Annotated in this window: 15 protein-coding genes; 10 read left to right on the top strand and 5 right to left on the bottom strand. The window is 62.7% G+C overall.

Features of this window, described 5'->3' with window-relative positions; all coding sequences use genetic code 11:
- The first annotated feature begins 21 nt into the window (after positions 1-21).
- From FHX11_RS28770 to FHX11_RS28735, 8 genes are all read left to right on the top strand, one after another.
- Positions 22-1860, top strand: a complete 1839-nt coding sequence (locus FHX11_RS28770) for an extracellular solute-binding protein (RefSeq protein ID WP_184364434.1) — start codon at positions 22-24, stop codon at positions 1858-1860.
- A 172-nt stretch (positions 1861-2032) separates the two neighbouring features.
- Entirely contained in the window at positions 2033-3124 is a 1092-nt protein-coding gene (locus FHX11_RS28765; RefSeq protein ID WP_184364430.1) for a microcin C ABC transporter permease YejB, read from the top strand.
- Positions 3124-4275, top strand: a complete 1152-nt coding sequence (locus FHX11_RS28760) for an ABC transporter permease (RefSeq protein WP_184364685.1) — start codon at positions 3124-3126, stop codon at positions 4273-4275. The genes FHX11_RS28765 and FHX11_RS28760 overlap by 1 nt, the downstream gene beginning before the upstream one ends.
- Positions 4272-5909, top strand: coding sequence for an ABC transporter ATP-binding protein (locus tag FHX11_RS28755; protein ID WP_184364425.1), 1638 nt, complete (start codon positions 4272-4274; stop codon positions 5907-5909). Before FHX11_RS28760 ends, FHX11_RS28755 begins: the two co-directional genes overlap by 4 nt.
- 11 nt (positions 5910-5920) lie before the next feature.
- Entirely contained in the window at positions 5921-6880 is a 960-nt protein-coding gene (locus tag FHX11_RS28750; RefSeq protein ID WP_184364420.1) for a glyoxylate/hydroxypyruvate reductase A, read from the top strand.
- A gap of 171 nt (positions 6881-7051) precedes the next feature.
- Positions 7052-8356 (top strand): nicotinate phosphoribosyltransferase, encoded by a 1305-nt coding sequence (pncB, locus tag FHX11_RS28745; RefSeq protein ID WP_184364414.1) that lies wholly within the window; start codon positions 7052-7054, stop codon positions 8354-8356.
- 85 nt (positions 8357-8441) lie between these two features.
- Complete coding sequence (locus tag FHX11_RS28740; RefSeq protein ID WP_184364409.1) at positions 8442-8726, top strand: CopG family transcriptional regulator; 285 nt, start codon at positions 8442-8444, stop codon at positions 8724-8726.
- Between the two features lie 47 nt (positions 8727-8773).
- Complete coding sequence (locus tag FHX11_RS28735; protein WP_246781191.1) at positions 8774-9007, top strand: type II toxin-antitoxin system RelE/ParE family toxin; 234 nt, start codon at positions 8774-8776, stop codon at positions 9005-9007.
- Between the two features lie 12 nt (positions 9008-9019).
- Here FHX11_RS28735 and FHX11_RS28730 read toward each other — a convergent pair whose 3' ends face one another.
- Positions 9020-9970, bottom strand: a complete 951-nt coding sequence (locus FHX11_RS28730) for a hypothetical protein (RefSeq protein WP_184364402.1) — start codon at positions 9968-9970, stop codon at positions 9020-9022.
- A gap of 176 nt (positions 9971-10146) precedes the next feature.
- Here FHX11_RS28730 and FHX11_RS28725 point away from each other — a divergent pair, with 176 nt between their 5' ends.
- Positions 10147-12318, top strand: coding sequence for a mechanosensitive ion channel family protein (locus FHX11_RS28725; protein ID WP_184364400.1), 2172 nt, complete (start codon positions 10147-10149; stop codon positions 12316-12318).
- A 123-nt stretch (positions 12319-12441) separates the two neighbouring features.
- On the opposite strand, the gene FHX11_RS28720 is transcribed toward FHX11_RS28725, so the two are convergent.
- A complete protein-coding gene (locus FHX11_RS28720; protein ID WP_184364398.1) occupies positions 12442-13500 on the bottom strand; it encodes a LacI family DNA-binding transcriptional regulator in 1059 nt (352 codons plus the stop codon).
- 149 nt (positions 13501-13649) lie between these two features.
- On the opposite strand from FHX11_RS28720, the gene FHX11_RS28715 reads away from it, so the two are divergent.
- Positions 13650-13949 (top strand): hypothetical protein, encoded by a 300-nt coding sequence (locus FHX11_RS28715; protein WP_184364396.1) that lies wholly within the window; start codon positions 13650-13652, stop codon positions 13947-13949.
- 20 nt (positions 13950-13969) lie between these two features.
- Here the strand turns inward: FHX11_RS28715 and FHX11_RS28710 are convergent, their stop codons facing one another.
- The 3 genes from FHX11_RS28710 to FHX11_RS28700 all read right to left on the bottom strand — a co-directional run bounded on the left by FHX11_RS28710 (position 13970) and on the right by FHX11_RS28700 (position 16759).
- A complete protein-coding gene (locus FHX11_RS28710) occupies positions 13970-14698 on the bottom strand; it encodes an SDR family NAD(P)-dependent oxidoreductase (protein WP_184364394.1) in 729 nt (242 codons plus the stop codon).
- Positions 14695-15816 (bottom strand): alkene reductase, encoded by a 1122-nt coding sequence (locus FHX11_RS28705; RefSeq protein WP_184364392.1) that lies wholly within the window; start codon positions 15814-15816, stop codon positions 14695-14697. Before FHX11_RS28705 ends, FHX11_RS28710 begins: the two co-directional genes overlap by 4 nt.
- A 136-nt stretch (positions 15817-15952) precedes the next feature.
- Positions 15953-16759, bottom strand: coding sequence for an alpha/beta hydrolase (locus FHX11_RS28700; RefSeq protein WP_184364390.1), 807 nt, complete (start codon positions 16757-16759; stop codon positions 15953-15955).
- Between the last annotated feature and the right edge of the window lie 32 nt (positions 16760-16791).

The raw sequence follows: 16791 nt of genomic DNA, 5'->3' as shown, positions 1-16791 counted from the left end.
CAAATCATCGGGAGATCATGAATGGCGTTGTCGCGGTTGAAAGCAGGCTTGGTTGTTTCTCTTTTCTGCCTGCTGGTCTCGCCGGCTCCATCCAGCGCCGATGAACCGCAATTCCGCATCGGCACCGCCGTTCTCGGCGACCTGAAATATCAGCCCGGCTTCAAGCATTTCGACTACGTCAATCCGGATGCGCCGAAGGGTGGTGAGGTGAAGCTCTCGGCGAGCGGCACGTTCGACACCTTCAATTCCGTCTTGTTCAAGGGTAATCCCGCCGACGGGCTGGAGCTGGTCTATGATACGCTGCTGAAGAAGGCCGACGACGAGGCCAATTCTTCCTATGGCCTGCTCGCCGAGGGCGTTTCCTTCCCCGATGACGTTTCGAGCGCCACCTTCCGGCTGCGCGCCGAGGCGAAGTGGGCCGACGGCACGCCGGTAACGCCCGAGGACGTCATCTTCAGCTTCGAGAAGTTCAAGGAACTCAATCCGCAGGTGGCGAGCTACTACAGCCATGTCGTGAGTGCCGAAAAGACCGGCGAGCGCGACGTCACCTTCCATTTCAATGAAAAAGGCAATGATGAGCTACCCTCGATCCTGGGCCAGCTTATCATCCTGCCGAAACATTGGTGGGAAGCCAAAGGTCCCGACGGCAAGCCGCGCGATATCACGCGCACGACGCTCGAGCCGGTCATGGGCTCCGGTCCCTACAGGATTGCCTCCCTGCAGCCGGGTGCCTCGATCCGCTACGAGCTGCGCGACGACTATTGGGGCAAGACCCTGCCGGTCAATGTCGGCGAGAACAATTTCGGCGCGATAAACTATGTCTATTTTTCCGATTACGACGTCGCGTTCGAGGCGTTTCGCAGCGGCGCCATCGATTTCTGGCAGGACAATTCGACGAGCCATTGGGTGACCGGCTACGATTTTCCGGCGGCCAAGGATGGCCGCATCAAGCGTGAGGAATTGCCCAATACGCTGCGCTCGGTCGGCATCATGCAGGCGTTCGTTCCCAATATGCGGCGCGACCGCTTCAAGGACGAGCGTGTCCGCGAGGCGCTGAACTATGCCTATGATTTCGAGGAGCTGAACCGAACACTTTCCTTCGGCAAGCTGACGCGCGTCGACAGCTTCTTTTTCGGCACGAAATTCGCCTCCTCCGGTCTTCCGCAAGGGGAGGAGCTCGATGTTCTGAACAGTGTCAAGGACAAGGTGCCCGCGGACGTCTTTAGCGTGCCCTATGCCAATCCCGTCGGCGGCGATCCGCAAAAGACGCGCGAAAACTTTCGCAAGGCCGTCGCCCTGTTCAAGGAGGCGGGCTGGATTCTCAAGGACAATCGGATGGTGAACGCGCAGACCGGCCAGCCGTTTTCACTGGAGCTCCTGCTGAACAATCCGTCGCTGGAGAGGTCGGTGCTGCCCTACGTACAGAATCTGAAGCGCATCGGCATCGATGCCAGTGTCAGGACGGTCGATCCGTCGCAATATATCAACCGTATCCGCAGCTTCGATTATGACATGATCTGGGTCGTCTGGGCGCAGACGCTGAACCCCGGCAACGAGCAGGCCGATTTTTGGGGCTCGGCCTCCGCCGACCGGCAGGGCTCCCGCAACTATGCTGGTATAGCCGACCCCGGCGTCGATGCGCTCATCCAGAAGGTGATCTTCGCAAAGACCGTACCGGAAAAGGAAGCGACGGTCAGGGCGCTCGACCGTGTGCTGCTCGCCCACCATTATGTCCTGCCGACTTTCTACGGAACGACGACCAGAATAGCCTATTGGGACAAATTCGCTCGCCCGTCGGAGCTGCCCTATTACTCCATCGGCTTCCCGGATATGTGGTGGTTGAAAAGTGCCGCAAAATGAGCGGCTCTTGCAATGGCGTGCGTGCTGGGCTCCAAATGGCCCATGCCGATTCGGCAATTTCAGCGTGATAGGACGGCGCCGGCTCTACGCGGCGGAAGGGAATAAGCGAGTTGAACGACGGATGGATGAAGGCCGGGGCGGGCATGTTCCTCGATGAGGGAGTGACGGGCTGATGGGCGCTTATATCCTCAGGCGTCTGCTGCTGATGATCCCGACCATCGTCGGCATCATGGCGATCTCCTTCACCATCGTGCAGTTCGCGCCAGGCGGCCCCGTCGAGCAGGTCATCGCGCAATTGACCGGCCAGGGCGACAATGCCAATGGCCGCCTGTCCGGCGGCGGCGACATGCTGAACCAGCCGGGCGCCGATGACAGCAGTTCGAAATATCGCGGCGCCCAGGGGCTCGATCCGGAGCTGATCGCCAAGCTCAACAAGCAGTTCGGCTTCGACAAGCCGCCGCTCGAGCGCTTCGGGCAGATGATGTGGAACTACATCCGCTTCGATTTCGGCGAAAGCTTCTTCCGCAATACCTCGGTGATCGATCTGATCGGGCAGAAGCTGCCGGTGTCGATTTCGCTCGGTATCTGGATCTTGATCTTCTCCTACGCCATCTCGATCCCGCTCGGCATCCGCAAGGCGATCCAGGACGGATCGACCTTCGATGTCTGGACCTCGGGCATCATCATCGTCGGCTATGCCGTGCCGAGCTTCCTCTTCGGCATCATGCTGATCGTGCTCTTCGCCGGCGGCTCCTTCTTCGACTGGTTTCCGCTGCGCGGCCTCGTTTCCGATAATTTCGCCGATCTCAACTGGTGGCAGAAGATCCTCGACTATTTCTGGCACCTCGTCCTGCCGCTGATCTCGCTGTCGCTCGCCGCCTTCGCCACCACGACGCTGCTCACCAAGAATTCCTTCATCGAGGAAATCAAGAAGCAATATGTCATCACCGCCCGCGCCAAGGGCCTGAGCGAGCGGCGGGTGCTCTACGGCCATGTCTTCCGCAACGCCATGCTCATCGTCATCGCCGGCTTTCCCGGCGCCTTCATCTCCGCCTTCTTCACCGGCTCGCTGCTGATCGAGAATATCTTCTCGCTCGATGGCCTGGGACGCTTGAGCTATCTCTCCGTCGTCCAGCGCGACTATCCGGTCGTCTTCGCGACGCTCTACATCTTCTCGCTGCTCGGCCTCTTCGTCGGCCTGATCTCGGACCTGATCTATACCTGGATCGACCCGCGCATCGATTTCGAGCGGAGGGACGTATGATGGATGCGTCGAGCAACGCGTCGCCCGCAGCGGTGAAACCGCCGCGCAAGGGTCTTTTTTCCCCGACCAATATGCGCCGCTGGCAGAATTTCAAGGCGAACCGCCGCGGCTACTGGTCCCTCTGGCTGTTCCTGATCCTGTTCATCTTTAGCCTCGGGGCGGAATTCATCGCCAATGACCGGCCGATCCTCGTCTCCTACAAGGGCGAGATGCTGGTGCCGGTGCTGGTCGATTATCCCGAGGAGAAGTTCGGCGGCTTCCTGGCGCAGACCGATTATCGCTCGCCGGATATCGAGGACGAGATCAACGCCCATGGCTGGATGATCTGGCCGCCGATCCACTATTCCTACCAGACCGCCAATTCCAATCTGCCGCAGGGAAAATCCGCCCCGACGCCGCCCTTCTGGCTGATGAGCAAGGAGCAGCGCTGCTCCGGCTATCCGCAGGGCGTCGCCGATGCGAACTGCACCTGGAGCAATCTCAACTGGCTCGGCACGGACGACCAGGCGCGCGATGTCTTCGCGCGCATGATCTACGGCTTCCGCATCTCGGTGCTGTTCGGCCTGGCGCTCACCATCTGCTCGGCGGTCGTCGGCATCGCCGCCGGCGCCGTCCAGGGCTATTTCGGCGGCTGGACGGATCTTCTGCTCCAGCGCTTCATCGAGATCTGGTCGTCGATGCCGGTGCTTTATATCCTGCTGATCATCGCCTCGGTGCTGCCGCCCGGTTTCTTCATCCTGCTCGGCATATTGCTGCTGTTTTCCTGGGTGGGCCTGGTCGGCGTCGTGCGCGCCGAATTCCTGCGCGCCCGCAATTTCGAATATGTGCGCGCCGCCCGCGCGCTCGGCGTCAACAACCGCACCATCATGTATCGCCACCTGCTGCCGAACGCCATGGTCGCGACCCTGACCTTCGTGCCCTTCATCTTGTCCGGCTCGATCACCACGCTGACCTCGTTGGATTTCCTAGGCTTCGGCATGCCGCCGGGCTCGCCGTCGCTGGGCGAGATGATCGCCCAGGGCAAATCCAACCTGCAGGCCCCCTGGCTCGGCCTTTCCGCCTTCTTCACCATGTCGATCATGCTGTCGCTGCTGATCTTCATCGGCGAAGCCGTGCGCGATGCCTTCGATCCGAGGAAGACGTTCCGATGAGCGAGAATTCCACTCCGCTTCTTTCCGTCCGCAATCTCTCCGTCGCCTTTCATCAGGGCGGCCGGACCTCGACGGCCGTCGATGGCATCTCCTTCGATATCGCCAAGGGCGAAGTGCTGGCACTGGTCGGCGAATCCGGTTCCGGCAAGTCGGTTTCGGCCAATTCGATCCTGAAACTGCTGCCTTACCCGTCCGCCAGCCACCCTTCCGGCGAAATCCTGTTCAAGGGCAAGGACCTCTTGAAGGCATCGGACAACGAGCTGCGTGCTGTGCGCGGCAACGACATCACCATGATCTTCCAGGAGCCGATGACCTCGCTCAATCCGCTCCATACGATCGAAAAGCAGATCGGCGAGATCCTTGCGCTGCACCAGGGCATGGCCGGCCAGACCGCGCGCGACCGCACGCTGGAGCTTCTGAACCAGGTCGGCATCCGCGAGCCGGAGAAGCGGCTGAAGGCCTATCCGCATGAGCTCTCCGGCGGCCAGCGCCAGCGTGTGATGATCGCCATGGCGCTTGCCAACCGTCCCGAACTGCTGATCGCCGACGAGCCGACCACGGCGCTCGACGTCACCGTGCAGGCGCAGATCCTCGAGCTGCTGCGCGAGCTCAAGGGGGTGCACGGCATGTCGATGCTGTTCATCACCCATGATCTCGGCATCGTCCGCAAATTCGCCGACCGCGTCTGCGTGATGACCAAGGGCAAGATCGTCGAGACCGGCACGGTGGAGGAGGTCTTCACCAATCCGCAGCACGATTATACCCGCCACCTGCTGGCCGCCGAGCCGCGCGGCGAGCCGCCGGTCAGCGATGCCGGCAAGCCCGTCGTCATGGAAGGCAAGGACATCAAGGTCTGGTTCCCGATCAAGGCCGGGCTGATGCGCAAGGTGGTCGATCATGTGAAGGCCGTCGACGGCATCGATCTCAAGCTTCGCGCCGGCCAGACGCTCGGCGTCGTCGGCGAAAGCGGTTCCGGCAAGACGACGCTCGGCCTGGCGCTGGCGCGGCTGATCTCCTCGCAGGGCCACATCAGCTTCGTCGGCAAGGACATCGCCGATTATTCCTTCAAGGCGATGCGGCCACTGCGCAACCAGCTGCAGGTCGTCTTCCAGGACCCCTATGGCTCGCTCAGCCCGCGCATGTCGGTCGGCGAGATCATCGCCGAGGGGCTGAAGGTGCACGAGACATCCCTGTCGGCGGAAGAGCGCGACCAGCGCGTCTGCTGGGCGCTGGAGGAGGTCGGTCTCGATCCGATGACCCGCTGGCGTTTCCCGCATGAATTCTCCGGCGGCCAGCGCCAGCGCATCGCCATCGCCCGCGCCATGGTGCTGAAGCCGCGCTTCGTCATGCTGGACGAGCCGACCTCGGCGCTCGACATGAGCGTGCAGGCCCAGGTGGTCGATCTGCTGCGCGACCTGCAGCAGCGGCATGATCTCGCCTATCTCTTCATCAGCCACGATTTGAAGGTGGTGAAGGCGCTCGCCAACGACCTGATCGTCATGCGCTTCGGTAAGGTTGTGGAACAAGGCCCTTCCGGGGAGATCTTCCGGGCGCCGAAGGAGGCCTACACCAGGGCGCTCCTCGCCGCCGCTTTCAACATCGAGGCCGTGCCCACCGCCGCCATCCAGCAGTGAAGACCGTCGCCATGCCGAACAGAAGCCCCGTTCTCGTCGATCTGAAGTTCAATCCCGAGGCCGTCGCCGCGGCGCTGAAGACCGCTTTTGCCGATCGCGGCAGCATCAATCTCGCCGATCCCGCCAATCGGCAAGTGGATCTGAGCCATGTCGACTATGCGCTCCTGTGGAAGCCCGACGCCGATCTCTTCGAGCGTGCGCCCAATCTCAAGGTGCTCTTCTCCGGCGGTGCCGGCGTCGATTCCATGATGAGCATCGCCGACCTGCCCGACATTCCGATCGTCCGCTTCGTCGATCCCAGCCTGACGGCGCGCATGAGCGAATGGGTCGTCCTGCAATGCCTCATGCACCTGCGCCATGCCGTCGATCACCTCAGGAACCAGCGCGATCGTGTCTGGCGCAAATATGTCGCCCCCGAGGCGCGCGAGGTCACGGTCGGTATCATGGGTCTCGGCGTTCTCGGCCGCGATGCCGCCGCCAAGCTCAGGGTCATGGGCTTCAACGTCATCGGCTGGTCGCGGGGCAAGAAGCAGATCGACGGGGTGGAAACCTTCGATGCCGGCGAACTCGACAGTTTTCTCGCCCGCACCGATATGCTCGTCGGCCTGCTGCCGCTGACGCCGGAGACGGCAGGCTTCTACAACGCCGCACTTTTCTCGAAGCTTCGCCGGGATGGCGCGCTCGGCGCGCCGGTGTTCATCAACGCCGGACGCGGCGGTAGCCAGGTAGAGGCCGATATTGTTTCGGCGATCGGTTCCGGCCTGCTCGGCGGCGCTTCGCTCGATGTCTTCGGTGTCGAACCCTTGCCGGCGGATGATCCTCTGTGGGGGCTGGAGAAGGTCGTCATCACCCCGCACGACGCCGCGCTCTCGGAAGAATATGCCTTACTGCGCCATGTCGAGCAGCAGATCGCCCGTTTTGAAGCCGGTGAGCCGCTGCAATATCTGGTGGATCACGGCACGGGTTACTGAGCGCTTTCGGGGCGATCTATGGCGCGCACGTTTATTGATATCAATTTTCTTTCAGCGACTGGACTTTCTCTCAACATTTTTTGATAAGAGGGGCATTATGCCCGCCCGAGGACATCAAGCGGCAGGCGTGGAGCGCGATGTCCGGGCGCAGGGAGACGGGGCAGGAACGACATGACCAAGACGGATATCGCCACCCGTGTCTATAACCATACCTGGAAGCTCGATCCGATCGTTCGCAGCCTGATCGATACGGACTTCTACAAGCTATTGATGCTGCAGATGATCTGGAAGCTCTATCCGGACGTCGACGCCACCTTTTCGCTGATCAACCGCACCAAGAGCGTTCGCCTCGCCGAGGTGATCGACGAGAAGGAGCTGCGCGAACAGCTCGATCATGCCCGTACCCTCCGGCTTTCCAAGAAGGAAGCGATCTGGCTGGCGGGTAACAGTTTCTATGGCCGCGCCCAGATCTTCGAGCCGGAATTCCTGGCCTGGTTGTCGAATTTCCAGTTACCGGACTATGAGCTGTCGAAGCGGGACGGGCAATATATTCTCGACTTCCACGGTTCGTGGAAGGAAACGACGATGTGGGAGATCCCCGCGCTCGCCATCATCAACGAGCTTCGTTCGCGCTCGGCTCTTAAGGCGCTCGGTCCTTTCACGCTCGATGTCCTTTATGCCCGTGCCAAGGCGAAGATGTGGGAGAAGGTCGAGCGGCTAAGGGAGTTGCCGGGCCTGCGCATCTCCGATTTCGGCACGCGGCGGCGCCATAGCTTCCTCTGGCAGCGCTGGTGCGTCGAGGCGCTGAAGGAAGGCGTGCCGCACGCTTTCACCGGAACGAGCAACGTGCTGCTGGCCATGGATTCCGATCTCGAAGCGGTCGGTACCAACGCGCATGAACTGCCGATGGTGGCCGCGGCACTTGCCAAGAACGACGAGGAACTCGGCAAGGCGCCCTACAAGGTGCTGCGCGACTGGAACCGCCTTTATGGCGGCAATCTGCTCGTGGTCCTGCCCGATGCCTTCGGCACGGCTTCCTTCCTGCGCAATGCGCCGGAATGGGTGGCCGACTGGACCGGTTTCCGCCCCGATAGCGCCCCGCCGATCGAAGGCGGCGAGAAGATCATCGAATGGTGGAAGAAAATGGGCCGCGATCCGCGCCAGAAGCTGCTGATCTTCTCGGACGGCCTGGATGTCGACGCGATCATCGCCACCTACAAGCATTTCGAGGGCCGCGTGCGCATGGGCTTCGGCTGGGGCACCAACCTCACCAACGACTTCGCCGGCTGCGCGCCGACCGAGATCAAGGGCCTCAACCCGATCTCGATCGTCTGCAAGGTCATCGAAGCCAACGGCCGCCCGGCCGTCAAGCTCTCGGACAACCCGCAGAAGGCTACCGGCGAGCCGGCCGAGGTCGAACGCTACCTGAAATTCTTCGGCGCCGAGGACCGCGTCGACCAGAAGGTGTTGGTGTAGCGCTGCCATCTGGCCGAACCGGTGGATGGTTCTTCGCGCCGGGTCCTGTTACTATATGAACAGCATAGCTGCGCAGGAGAGCTCGATGTCGTCCGCCTTGAAAGCCAGTGTAGAGATTGATCCCGATGTGAACGAGCGGCTCGAGAAATTGGCGGCCAGCCGTCACCGTCAGCCGGCTCGACTGCTCAAGGAGGCCGTCGAACAATATGTGGAGCGTGAAGAGAAGCGCGACACTCTTCTGCGGGATGCGCGCCTTTCCTTGGATGAGTATCAGGCGACTGGTCTGCATGTGACGGGTGACGAAGTCATTGCATGGCTGGAGACGTGGGGCGATGAGGATGAGAAGGCCCCGCCTGAATGCCATCGGTAAGGTTGACGCAGCATGCTCTTCGCGATCTTGAGCGAATGAGAGAGTTTTTGCAGCGCAAGAATGCTGCCGCCGCGAAGAAGGCTTCGACGAGGATCATTCAAATGATCCAGATGTTGTCGAGCCAGCCCGATATGGGCCGGCCAGCGGAAGAGTCGCTTCAGGGGTTGAGGGAGCTCGTCGTCAAATTCGGGCGTGATGGCTATGTTGTTCTCTATCGGCACATCGGCGATGAAGTGCTGATAGCGGCTATCCGCCATGGTCGCGAAGACGGATACAAGTAACGCTTCACCTGCCTACTGCATCGTCCGCGCCACCCGCTTGAACAGCGACCATTTCCCATCCTCCCAGCGATACTGATCCGGCGAAATAACATAGGGCACGTCGCTGAGATCGGTGCTGATCAGCTCGAGGAGCCGCAGTCCCTGGGCATCGTTTTCGTGGGTGAAGAAGACCTTGTCACGGGAGAGGAAAGCGGCGATGGGGGCCGCGCCGCCGGATTGATCCTGCACCTGCGCCCAGAATCGCGGCAGAAAGGCGATGCTGGATTCGAACTGGCCGTCGATCTCGACATATTGGAACTGGCTGCGTTTGACGATCTGCACGCTGGTCTTGGACAGGAATTTCTGGAAATTGTCCTGCGCCGTTTCCGCCAGCTCGCCGGCATCGATGCCCCAGTTGTCGAGCATCGGGCTCATCACATAGCTGACCGTCGTCTCGCCATTGACCACGAAGAGTTTGACCAGATCCTCGGCTTCGTCGAGGTAGACGAATTGCGGGGGCTCGGGCTCGTCCTTGACCGCATGCATCATCTGCCGCCGCGCCACGTCGACGAAGCTGCGCGATTTCAGCACCGGCAGGACCTTGCCGAGCTCGTCGGCGCCGTCCAAGCCCTCCGTCATGTTGAGATAGTGAAGCAGGGCCTGTGCCCTTGCCGGCCCCTGTTTCTCCCGCAGCGCCAGCAGCGCGTTGTTGAGGAATTTGGTCAGCGTGTCGCCGTTGCGGCTGTGCAGGGTGAGGCTGCCGGCGCCCGGATCGTAATCGACCTTCAGCACCTCGCCGAAAAACGGCAGGCGCTCCCGCAGATAGGCGGCAAAATGCGCCTCGTCCCGCAGCGCCTCGTCGGGAATGTTGAGATCGAGACTCTTGATCGCCGGCTTGCTATCGGTTGGCGGCGAAGCCGGCTCGCTTATGCGTGCCTGCGGCCGTCTGGCCCTGCCGAAGAGCTTTTTTAGGACATTGAGCACGCGCCTATCCCCAGCCACCAAGCGGTTTCCGGCGAAACCTACCGTGCTGTGCGCCGACGCGCAATGCCGCCGCCGGCTGGATTGCGGATCTGTGTAAGTGCCTGCTTGTCCGCGTAAAAAAGGCGTATAGTGTGCGAATGGGGCCGGTCGGTCGAGTGCGGGGAAGGGCAGCATAGATGGGTATTGTCGGCGGTGGCAGGCGGTCGGTCTGGATATTGCTTCTGTGTCTGTTCGGATTTGCCGCGCCGGCCATAGCTCTCGCGCAGGCGCCATCCCCAACGCCTGCCGCCGTTGCCGCGCCGCCGCCGGAAAAGGTGCGTGAACTCATCCAGCTCATGAACGAGCCCGACGTCAAGCAATGGCTCGCGGCGCAGGTGAACCCTGCTCCCGCCGCAGCGGATACGTCCGGGGCGAGCGGCAGTGATCAGATGTCGGTGCTGTCGGGCATGCTGGGCCATACGCGGCATCATCTGGAGGTCGTGTCGGGCGCCGTCATGACCTTGCCGTCGGAAGTGATGACGGCGTCCCAGAAGCTCGAAGGCGAAGGGCAGGCGGTCGGCGTGCTGCGCATCGGCATCCAGGTGGTTCTGCTGTTCTTCCTCGGCATGGTGGCCGAACTGGTGGTCGCCCGCCTCATCAATGCCAAGCACACGCGGCTCACCGAGAGGGCGGCCGGCGAGGAGACCCCATTGCAGACGGCCCGCTTCCAGTTCATGGGCGGCGTGGTGCCGGCGATCGTCCATGGCCTGGCGACGCTCATCCCGCTGCTTGCCTTCGATTGGCCGCCGATCATCGAAAACTTCGCCATCGCCTGCGTCATCGCGCTGGTGTCCATCCGGCTGGCGATCGCGATCGGCAGGCTGGTGATGGAGCTGGCCGCCATGCGCCGCGCCAGCGATGTTCTCGATGAGGACGGCGGCGCCGCACGTATTGCCGAACGCCGCCGGGTGGCAAACTATTGGTACCGGCGCTGCACGCTGTTCGTCATCTATTTCGCCTGCGGCTGGGCGGTCATGCAGGCCGTCATGTCGCTCGGCTTCTCCTTCGGGGCCCGTGCCTTCATCGGCTATGCGCTGGGTATCGGTCTGTTCCTGATCGCGGTCGAAGCCGTCTGGTCGCGGCCCGTCGCGACGGAAAGGCGTGGAGCGAAGACCGTCTCCTGGCTGCTGACGATCTTTTTCGCGGCACTTTGGGGGCTTTGGGTCGCCGGTTTCGACGGCCTGCTGTGGGTCGGCATCTACGTCATTCTGCTGCCGAAGGCCCTTTCGGTCTCGACGCAGGCAATCGAGGCGCTGCATGATGCCGCCGACGGCATTTTCGGCACCGGCAAGCTTGCCAGCGTGCTTCTCGATCGCGGCGTGCGCGCGGTGATCATCGCCTTTGCCGCCCTCTGGCTCGGCCGGATGCTGGGCGTCGAGGCGAATGCGATGATGGGTGGCAGCGCATCGATGGTCGACCGTATCGCCCGTGGCGTTCTCGGCGGCATCGTCATCCTGCTCGTCGCCGATCTCGTCTGGCATCTGACGAAAACCTATATCGACGGAAAACTGGTGCAATCGTCGGCGCTGGCGACCGATTCCGAGGAGCTGAAGGCCAGCCGCGCCCGCCTGCAGACGCTGTTGCCGATCTTCCGCAATATCCTCGCCGTTGTCATCGGTATCATCGCCATCATGATGGTGCTGTCGGGGCTGGGCATCCAGATCGGGCCGCTGATTGCCGGCGCCGGCGTGGTCGGCGTCGCCGTCGGCTTCGGCGCGCAGACCATCGTCAAGGACGTCATCAGCGGCATTTTCTATCTCTGGGACGATGCTTTTCGCGTCGGCGAATATATCGAAAGCGGCAGCCACAAGGGCGTGGTGGAATCCTTCAGCCTGCGGTCCGTCAAGCTGCGCCATCAGCGCGGCCCGCTGGCGACCATCCCCTTCGGCTCGCTCGGCGCGGTCAACAACATGAACCGCGACTGGGCGATCGACAAGATCATCGTCAAGGTCACCTACGACACCGACCTGGTGAAGATGAAGCGGATCATCAAGGACATCGGTCAGCGCCTGCTCGACGATCCCGAACTCGCGCCCAACATTATCCAGACGCTGAAGATGAAGGGCGTCGAGCAGTTCGGCGATTTCGCGATCGAAATCCGGCTGGCAATCACCGCCAAGCCCAATGAACTCTCGGTCATCCGCCGCAACGCGCTCGCGATGATCAAGCAGTCTTTCGACGAAAACGGCATCCAGTTCGCCGTTCCGACCGTGCAGGTGGCAAGCGACAGGGATGCCGTCGCGGCCGCCGCCCGCCAGGTCGTCGAGATGCGGACGGCCGCCATCGAGAGCGGACAGCAGGCGGGATGAGAGGCGGCCTCGCTCGTCGTCCTGGAGCAATTCCAGGAAAAGCGCGGAACGGTTTTCCGTCCGGAATTGCGAGAAAACAAAGAGATAGCGCGGCTCAGCGTTTCCGTGAAAAGCTGAAGCGCTCTAGCCCTTCGGCGCCGCGGTGCTGCCGCGTACCACCAATGTCACGTCGATCGTCTCGCGCTCCGTCGGCATCGCGTCCTCGATGACAGCCCGCACCGAACGCGCGGCGATCTCGGCAAACGGCTGCGCCATCGTCGTCAGGCCCGGCACCATCATGGCGCCTTCCGGCACGCCGTCGAAGCCGATGATGGAGATGTCTTCGGGGACGGAAAGACCCCGTGCTTGGAGCCAGGTCATGGCCAGCATCGCGGCATTGTCGGACATGGCCAGAATGGCCGTCGGTGGTTCGGGCGCGGAAAACAGATATTCGAGACCCTGCTCGACGCTTGCTCTGTCGTTGTTCGTCTCATAGATCGGGACCTGCTGGCGCGGGATGCCGAAGCTCTCGAGCGCCTGCCAATAGCCGATCGCCCGATCTCGCGAGCTGGAATAGATCGCCCGCTCGACCTCGGCGACGCCGACAGGCCCGACATGATCATCGATAAATTCGATCGCTAGGATGGCGAAGCGCCGGTGACCGAGTTCGGCCAGATGTCGTACCGCGGCGGCAGCTCCGCCGACATTGTTCACGCCGATCGACGGGATCGATGGATCGTCGTCGTTCAATGCCAGGGCAATGAAGGGCAATTGCCGCTCGCGTGTGAGCTGCACCAGTTTCTCGCCGCCTTCCACGCACAGAAGGATGAAACCGTCGACCAGGGCGCTCTTGATGTTCCAGTCCAGCTTCTGCCGGTCCTTGGCCGAGACGAGCGCGAGGCCGGTGCCGCTGGCGTCGCAGACCTCGGCAATCGCAGCCAGGAAGGCTCTCGCCCAGGGATCGTTAAAAAAATAGGCAAGCGGTTCCACGGCGGCAACGCCGATCGCATTGACCTTTCCGGCCCGCAGCAATCGGCCCGTGAGGCTCGGACCGGGATATCCCAGACGCCTGGCCGTCTCGAGGACATGCTCGCGCACCTCCTCGCGCACCACGTCGGGCCGGCTGAAAACATTGGAGGCCGTCCCCTGCGATACCCCGGCCGCCTTGGCGACGTCCGCGAGCTTGATGCTGCCCTTGACCAATGATCTCTCCGTTTTCGCTTCAGGCAGTCTAGCATGAAATTGTATCGGTTCAATTCCGCTTGACAGTCAAATTTCCGGGCTTACGATTGAACCGATTCAATCTAAGGTCCGAATCGATGTTGAATCGATTCAAATCATAGGGCACAACGATGCTGACCAATCACTTCTTCAAGGATCTCTACGATGATCGCTGGGGCGATCCTAATGATCCGAACGCCGCCGAGCCGGCGTCTTTGCCCAAGGACGGGGAGCGCCCTGCTTCACGCGGCATTCTTGGTCGTCTCCACCGTCTTTTCGGCCGCGGGAGACGCCTCTCCGCATGGTCCTTCACGATCCCGGGCGGGATGCCTGAACCGGACCATGGCGCATTCGCCGGCCCTGGCGAGGATGACGAGGCCGTGCAGCCAAAATTCCTCAATGTCGCGAAGGCATTGTCGCGAAATTGCTAGGATCGTCCGGAGCGCCGGTCTCAGAAGGTTTCCTTATAGGGGCGCAGGTCGATTTCCTGCGTCCAGGCGGAGGGATGCTGGCGGTGGATATGCCAATAGGTCTCGGCGATGGCGTCGATGTTGAGCAGGCCATCCGTCTCCAGTTCCGGCCGCCGCGCGCGCAGCCTGTCGCCATCTATGCCGCCGTCGATGATCGTATGGGCGACATGCAGGCCGAGCGGGCCGAATTCGCGTGCCATGCTCTGGCTGATCATTCTGAGTCCCGCCTTGGCGGCGGCGAATTGCGCATAGCCGGCCTTGCCGCGCAGGCTGGCCGAGGCGCCGGTGAAGATCACCGTGCCGCGTCCGAGAGGGGTGAGGTGCCGCGCCGCCTCGCGTCCGACGAGGAAGCCGCCGAAGCAGCAGATGCGCCAGAATTCCTCGAATTGCGCGGCGGTGACGCCGCGAAAGCCGATCTGGCGGTTGATGCCGGCGTTGAAGACGACGAAATCCGGCGGCGCGATCCCGTCTCGCGGCGCGAAGGCATGCTCGAACAGCTGCATGACGGCCGCTTCGTCCGTTGCGTCGGTCGCCACGGCTTCGGCACTGCCGCCGGAAGCATTGATGGCATCGGCGACCCTTGCGATCTTTTCAGGCGTACGGCCGGCGACGACCACATGATAGCCCTTGCCGGCGAGTAGCCGGCAAAGTGCCGCGCCAAGACCCTTTTCGGCACCGACGCCGACGATGATTGCGCTCGGCGTGCTCATTCGGCGGCCTCCCTGGCGTCGAGCGCCGGATAATCCGTATAGCCCTCGGCTCCACCGCCATAGAAGGTCGGTCGGTGATAGGGATTGAGGGCCGCGCCGCGGCGGATGCGCTCCGGCAGGTCCGGATTGGCGATGAAGAGGCGACCGAAGGCGATGGCGTCGGCATGGCCGGCGGCAAGCGCCGCCTCGGCGGTCTCCGGCTTGAAATTGCCGGCGGCGATCAGCGTCCCGGACCAGGCGGGACGGAAGAGTTCCGCCGCCGAGGGTACGTTCTTGTGATCGACCTCGGCCTGGCCGGCGCCGCTGGCGCGCGGTTCGATCAGGTGCAGATAGGCGAGGTCGAGCCGGTCCAGTTCGCGGATGACATGGCCGTAGAGCCGGAGCGGATCGTCCTCGCCGCTGTCATTGGCGACGCCGAAGGGGGAGAGGCGGACGCCGACGCGATCCGATCCCCAGACGCCGGACACCGCCTCGACCACCTCGAGCAGCAGCCGTGTGCGGTTCTCGATCGAGCCGCCATATTGGTCGCTGCGCTGGTTCGAGCGCGCCTGCAGGAATTGCTCGATCAGATAGCCGTTGGCGCCGTGGATCTCGACGCCGTCGAAACCCGCCTGCTTCGCATTGGCGGCGGCCTGGGCATAGACGTCGATCAGCAGCGGCATCAGGTCGATATCGATCGCCTGCGGCGTTTCGAAGGGCACGCGCTCGAACGAGGCCGTGAAGGCCTGGCCGGATGCGGCGACCGCCGAGGGCGCGATCGGCGCCGCGCCGCCGGGCTGATGCGACGAATGCGAGATGCGGCCGACATGCCAGAGCTGCAGGAAGATGCGGCCGCCCTTGGCGTGAACCGCGTCGGTGACCGCCTTCCAGCCGGCGATCTGCCCCGGCGTATGGATGCCCGGCGTCGCCGGCATGCCCTGTCCGCTCGGCGAAATCTGCGAGCCCTCGGAAATGATCAGCCCGCCCGCCGAGGCGCGCTGCGCATAATATTCGGCATTCAGGGCCGAAGGCACGTTGCCCGGCTGACTTGCCCGCATGCGCGTCAGCGGCGCCATGACGACGCGATGCGCCAGTTCGTATGGACCGAGGGCGAGCGGCGAAAAGAGGGTAGCTGTCATGAAAATCACCTGCCTGGAACGGATGTGCTTCCCAGGACGGAAGGGTCGGCCAGCGGCGATTCGGTCCCAGGACTATCGAATAAGATGATGATCATCATTTATTCCAACAATCGGACGCGCGCAACTGAATCTCGCGCTAGAATGAAATCCCGGCGAGAAAAGCGAGCACGGCATCGTTGAATTGCGCAGGGCGCTGCACCGGCGCGAAGTGACTGACGCCGGGCAGGAGGATCAGCGCCGCGCCGGGAATGCTGCGGGCAAGATAGTCGGCATGCTCGCGCTTGATGAACTCGTCATGCTCGGCATGCACGATCGCGACCGGCGACCGGATCTCGGCGAGGTCGGCGGCGGTATAGTTCGGCTCCGTCCGCTGCATCCGCCCCACCGCCTCGACGAAGGCGTCGAACTGCTCCGGCGTCGCCGACAACGCGGCATAGTCCTTGACGTGCCGGGAAAAGCAGCGGTCGACGATCGGCGTCGGCACGAATTCCTTGGTGCCGCTCGGGTCCATGTTGCAGGCGAAATAGAAGACGCCGGCAATGCGCTCAGGCTGGGTTCTGGCAAGGATGAGGCCGGTGCACGCCCCGTCGCTCCAGCCGACGACAGCAGCCTTGGCGATATAGAGATGGTCCATTATCGCCAGCACGTCGGAGCCCATCAGCTCGTATGTGTAGGGCCGCGCGTCGCGCGTGCTGCGGCCATGACCGCGGCTGTCGATGACGATCACCCGGTAGCCAGCTTCCACCAACGCTGGCACCTGATGGCCCCAATTGCCGCTGTTTCCGAGACCGCCATGCAGCAGGATCACCGGCCGCCCGGCGCCATAGGCCGCATACCAGATCCGGACGCCGTCATGCTCGACATGGCCCTGGCGCGCTGTAGCCGCGAGGGGAGCGGCGCCATCGGCCGCGAATATCTCGAGATCGTCGTCCCTGAATTCCATGCTCGCCTCTCGCCATGATGAGATTCGCCCGG

The organism is Rhizobium sp. BK602 (genome assembly GCF_014195095.1).
Lineage (GTDB): Bacteria > Pseudomonadota > Alphaproteobacteria > Rhizobiales > Rhizobiaceae > Rhizobium.
Note: the sequence above shows the minus strand (reverse complement) of the source record. Positions and strands in the feature narration are given on the sequence as shown.

What these genes read in the sequence shown, in the direction of transcription:
- FHX11_RS28700 (WP_184364390.1), bottom strand. Translation starts at nt 16,759, where the DNA reads ATGGAATTCAGGGACGACGATCTCGAGATATTCGCGGCCGATGGCGCC.
- FHX11_RS28760 (WP_184364685.1), top strand. Translation starts at nt 3,124, where the DNA reads ATGGATGCGTCGAGCAACGCGTCGCCCGCAGCGGTGAAACCGCCGCGC.
- pncB (WP_184364414.1), top strand. Translation starts at nt 7,052, where the DNA reads ATGACCAAGACGGATATCGCCACCCGTGTCTATAACCATACCTGGAAG.
- FHX11_RS28705 (WP_184364392.1), bottom strand. Translation starts at nt 15,816, where the DNA reads ATGACAGCTACCCTCTTTTCGCCGCTCGCCCTCGGTCCATACGAACTG.
- FHX11_RS28770 (WP_184364434.1), top strand. Translation starts at nt 22, where the DNA reads ATGGCGTTGTCGCGGTTGAAAGCAGGCTTGGTTGTTTCTCTTTTCTGC.
- FHX11_RS28765 (WP_184364430.1), top strand. Translation starts at nt 2,033, where the DNA reads ATGGGCGCTTATATCCTCAGGCGTCTGCTGCTGATGATCCCGACCATC.
- FHX11_RS28740 (WP_184364409.1), top strand. Translation starts at nt 8,442, where the DNA reads ATGTCGTCCGCCTTGAAAGCCAGTGTAGAGATTGATCCCGATGTGAAC.
- FHX11_RS28755 (WP_184364425.1), top strand. Translation starts at nt 4,272, where the DNA reads ATGAGCGAGAATTCCACTCCGCTTCTTTCCGTCCGCAATCTCTCCGTC.
- FHX11_RS28710 (WP_184364394.1), bottom strand. Translation starts at nt 14,698, where the DNA reads ATGAGCACGCCGAGCGCAATCATCGTCGGCGTCGGTGCCGAAAAGGGT.
- FHX11_RS28750 (WP_184364420.1), top strand. Translation starts at nt 5,921, where the DNA reads ATGCCGAACAGAAGCCCCGTTCTCGTCGATCTGAAGTTCAATCCCGAG.
- FHX11_RS28715 (WP_184364396.1), top strand. Translation starts at nt 13,650, where the DNA reads ATGCTGACCAATCACTTCTTCAAGGATCTCTACGATGATCGCTGGGGC.
- FHX11_RS28725 (WP_184364400.1), top strand. Translation starts at nt 10,147, where the DNA reads ATGGGTATTGTCGGCGGTGGCAGGCGGTCGGTCTGGATATTGCTTCTG.